The sequence below is a fragment of the Kytococcus sp. HMSC28H12 genome (assembly GCF_001816045.1).
GTDB classification, from domain to species: Bacteria; Actinomycetota; Actinomycetes; order Actinomycetales; family Dermatophilaceae; genus Kytococcus; species Kytococcus schroeteri.
This window is the reverse complement of sequence record NZ_KV824653.1, coordinates 2035-6128: the sequence shown is the minus strand read 5'-3', so window position 1 is coordinate 6128 and position 4094 is coordinate 2035. Positions and strand designations below refer to the sequence as shown.

At 74.7% G+C, this 4094-nt stretch carries 3 protein-coding genes; all 3 read right to left on the bottom strand.

Translation table 11 applies throughout. From position 1 onward, the window contains the following. The coding region (locus HMPREF3099_RS13545; RefSeq protein ID WP_237769839.1) for an acyltransferase family protein at positions 1-948 on the bottom strand (948 nt) is incomplete at its 3' end. After that, positions 945-2915, bottom strand: coding sequence for a glycosyltransferase family 4 protein (locus HMPREF3099_RS10450; protein WP_070705908.1), 1971 nt, complete (start codon positions 2913-2915; stop codon positions 945-947). The genes HMPREF3099_RS13545 and HMPREF3099_RS10450, both read right to left, overlap by 4 nt. Then, positions 2912-4094: acyltransferase family protein (locus HMPREF3099_RS13540; RefSeq protein WP_237769838.1), on the bottom strand; the 1183-nt coding region annotated here is incomplete at its 5' end. The genes HMPREF3099_RS10450 and HMPREF3099_RS13540, both read right to left, overlap by 4 nt.

The window sequence follows — 4094 nt, the reverse complement described above, 5'->3', positions numbered from 1 at the left end:
GGCGCCGACCCACAGCATCGGGGCCGAGCCCAGGGCCGCCTGCAGCGGGCCGCGCGCGGTGTAGCCGCCGACGAGGGCCAGGGCGGTGCCGATGGTGGGCAGCAGGGCGGCGCTGCCCGGCCACGGCGTCCTCGAGGTGATGACCAGGAAGGCCACGCCCAGCATCAGCAGGCCGACGGCCACCAGCGCCGCGCCGAGGCGGCGGTCCAGACGCGGCCACACCGCCGCGCCACAGGCCACCAGGCCACCGACGGCGAGCTCCCACAGGCGGGTGGTGGTGACGAAGTAGGCCGTGGCCGGGCTGGAGGCGGTGTGCACCACCGACCACACCAGCGAGGGCACGGCGATGGCGAGCAGGCCGAGGGTGGCCGTGGGCGCCAGCGGGGTGCGGGCGCGGCGCACCACCAGGCCCACCACGAGCAGCACCAGCGGCCAGACCACGTAGAACTGCTCCTCCACCGCCAGCGACCAGAAGTGCTGCAGCGGCGAGGGCTCGGTGTCCTCGGCCAGGTAGTCCACGGACTGGTTGGCCAGCCGCCAGTTGATGAGGTACACCGCCGAGGCGCCGATGTCCCACGCCACGTCCTTGAAGCGCGTCAGCGGCAGCAGCAGCCAGGTGCCGATGGCGGTGAACAGCAGCACCATCGTGGCCGCGGGGAGCAGGCGCTTGAAGCGGCGGCCGTAGAAGGCCGGCAGGTCGACCGTGCCGGTGCGGTCCACCTCCTTGAGCAGCTGGCCGGTGATGAGGAAGCCCGACAGCACGAAGAAGATGTCCACGCCCGCGAAACCGCCGGTGATGACGGGCAGGCCGGCGTGGTAGGCCAGCACCGAGAGGACGGCGATGGCGCGCAGGCCCTCCACGTCGGGGCGGAAGGAGGTGGGGCGGTGCCCGCCGGGGACGGAGGAGGCGGCGGGCGCGGTGGGGGCGGTGGGGGCAGCAGAGCTCATCGAGTGGTGTCCTCACGGTCCAGCGCCACGGATGCGAGGCGTCGGAGGGTCTCGTCGGCGGGGAAGTGATCTCGGACCTGGGCGCGGGTCGCCGCGGAGGCGGCCTCCCAGGTGGTGCGGTCGGCGTGGGCCAGCACGCGTTCGGCGGCGGCGTCCACCCAGCGGGCGTCGGGCCCGTCCACCACCCAGTCGTCGGGCAGCACGTCGCGCGCGCCGCCGCGGCGGGCGAACACCGGCCAGTTGCGCACCACCGGCACGCACCCGGCTGCGGCGGCCTCCACGAGGCCCAGGTGGAAGGACTCACGGCGGCTGGAGCTCACCACGAACCCGCAGCCGGCCAGGTGGGCGGCCACGTCGTCGGTCTGCGGCACGAGCTCGAGGGCGTCGCGTACGTCGTCCTGCGCGGCCCGCTCGGCGACCTGCCGTGCGTACGTGCCGTTCTCCCCGGCATCGGCGATGTCCTGGCCGATGAGGCGCAGGCGCCACGCCGGGTCGTGCTCGCGGAGGCGGGCCAGCAGCTCGAGGGCCTTGAGGGGGTCCTTCACGCGGCGGCCCCACTTGACCATGACCAGGCGCCGGTGGGCGTCGTCGGTGGTGGGCACGTCGAACCAGTGGCCGTCCAGCACGTGGCCGATGACGTGCACCGGCGGCAGGTCCGTGCGGGCGCCGAGCACGCCGAGCGCCACCCGGGCCACCGGCGCCCCGACGGCCACGAGGGCGTCCACCGACGCCCAGCGCACCAGGTGCAGCCACGGGTCCAGCACGTCGAGGCTGTGCACGCGCAGCACCATCCGCTGGTGCGGGGCGGCCAGGTGGCTCAACCACACCGCGGGCAGGTCGGCCCACTCGGCCCAGAGCACGTCGGCCGCGGCGATGCGCTCGGTCACCTCGTCCGGCAGGCCGTGCTCGCCGTCGAGCACCAGGCGGCGCACCGCCTCGAGGTTCTCCGAGCGCACCAGACGGCTGGCCAGCACCGGGGCCGCCTCGGCCAGGTCGAGCACGTCCACCGTGCAGCCGGCGGCCTCCAGGGCGCGCACCACGGGCTGCTCGAAGCGGCCGTAGGTGCCGGGCAGCAGCAGCACGCGCGGGGCGGGGCCGGTGGGGCGCGGGGTGGCCTCGGGGCGGCGCCGCTCGGCCGTCAGGCGCTTCCAGTCCTCCACGGTGCGCAGGGGCGAGAGCCACGCGCCGGGGTTGTCCACCAGCGGGGAGGACACCGCATCGGCGTGGAGGGTGCGGTGGAAGGCCAGGCCCACCAGGGCGGTGAGGTCGTCGCCGGCCAGGTCCGGGGCGGCCAGGGCCTTCATCTGCCGCTGGATGCGCGCCGTCTGGGCGGTTCCGCGCCCCTGGCGCAGCAGGGAGGCGGAGGCGTCCACGCGCTGTCGGGCCGTCACGGCCTCGGGCACGTCCCGGGCCAGGCGGAGCACCTCCTCGGGCGGGAGGGCGCCGGAGCGCACCGGCTCGGCCAGCAGGTCGGCCACCCGTGCGCGGGCGGCGTCGCCGGTGAGCACGTCCACGGCATCGAGCTCCACCGCGTGGGTGGTGCCCGGCCAGACCACCAGGGCACCTTGCGCCAGCGAGGGCAGGCGCGGGTCACGCACCAGGTCGTGGGCGAAGGACTCCTGGTCCCCGGCGTTCAGGGCGTGCAGCAGGCCGTGGGCGCCGCCGGCGTCACCGGGCTCGGGGTGCACCACGCGCAGCCCGGCGGCGGCGAGCCCCTCCAGCAGGGTCGTCGCGTCCTGATCGCCCCGTGCCTCGGCCAGGGTCTCCTGCCAGACGGGCGCGGGGGTGGCCAGCACCACCCGGTGCCCCTGGTGCAGCAGGTGGCGCACCGTGGGCAGGGCGGCGTGCACCTGGCCCCGGCTGGCGGCGCACCACAGCAGGCCCCGGCTGCCGGGGGACTGCAGGGTCGTCGCGCCGCGGGTTCCCGGGCGGGGGTGGTGGGCGGTGCCCACGGATGCCGGACTCACCGGGCCTCCTCGATGGCGGCCTCGAGGCGTGCGTCGAACACGCCGCCGAGGGTTGTGACGTAGGTGTTGCTCAGGTGGCTGCCCTGTCGGTGGGTCAGCACGTCGCCGATGACGGCGGGGCAGGTCCCCTCGGGGCAGACGAAGTCGTTGAGGGACATCATCGCCGCGCCGTCCACGTTCTCCACGGCCTGCTCGAGGGCCGGCGTGCCGCGGCCGCCGTCGTCCTCGAAGGCGCACTGGCCCACGGTGTCCAGGTGCTCGGCCACGCACTCGTACTGCGGACCCTCGGTGGGGCCGGCGGTGTCGGCCACCGCCACCACGGTGGTGCCCTTCTCGGCCAGCGGCCTCCAGAAGGTCTCGTAGCCCTCGGCCACCTTGTCGTTGCCCTGTCCTCCGCCGGCCACGAGCGAGCTGGTGAGCAGCAGGTCGGGCTGCTGGGCGGTGATCTTCTCGTGCACCTCCTGGCCCCAGTCGTGGCAGTCCTTCCAGCGGGCGTCCTCGCGGTCCATGAGCAGGTCGTTGTACGCGCAGGCGGACTTCAGGTAGGTGCGCACCTCGTAGCCGTGGTCCTTGGCCCACGCGTCGATGAGGGGCACCCACTGGTCGATCTTCGAGTCACCGGCCACGGCGATCGTCTTCTTCGCGCCCTCCTGGCCGAAGGTGCACTCCCTGAGCTGGTTGCCGTCCACGCTGTCCACGCAGTTCTGGTCGTACGTGGGCGGGTAGTCCTTGGTCACCTCGAGGGGGTCCGGGGTGATCGCCTCCGGGGCGTCGGGGGCGTCACCGTCGTCGAGCACGGCGTGCACGTCAGCCGGAACCTTCTCGGGGTCCACGTCCTGCGGCAGCAGCACCTCGGCACCCACGCGCTGGGTGGCGGTCTCGGGGTTGACGTCCACCTGCCTGACGCTCGGTGCCAGCTGCACCAGGCCCACGGCCGCCACGGCGCCCACCGCGGTGAGGGCGCCGCCGAGCGCCAGGGCGTTGCGGGTGCGCTTGAACGGTGTGGCGAAGCGCACCGGGTTCTCGATGAGGTGGTGCCCCGCCCAGGCGAGGGGGAAGGCGGCCAGCACGGCGGCGACGCTCGCCCACATCGGGGCGCCGTCCTCGTACACGCCCTGCTCCACCACGGTCACCAGCGGCCAGTGCCACAGGTAGAGCGAGTAGCTCAGGGCGCCGACC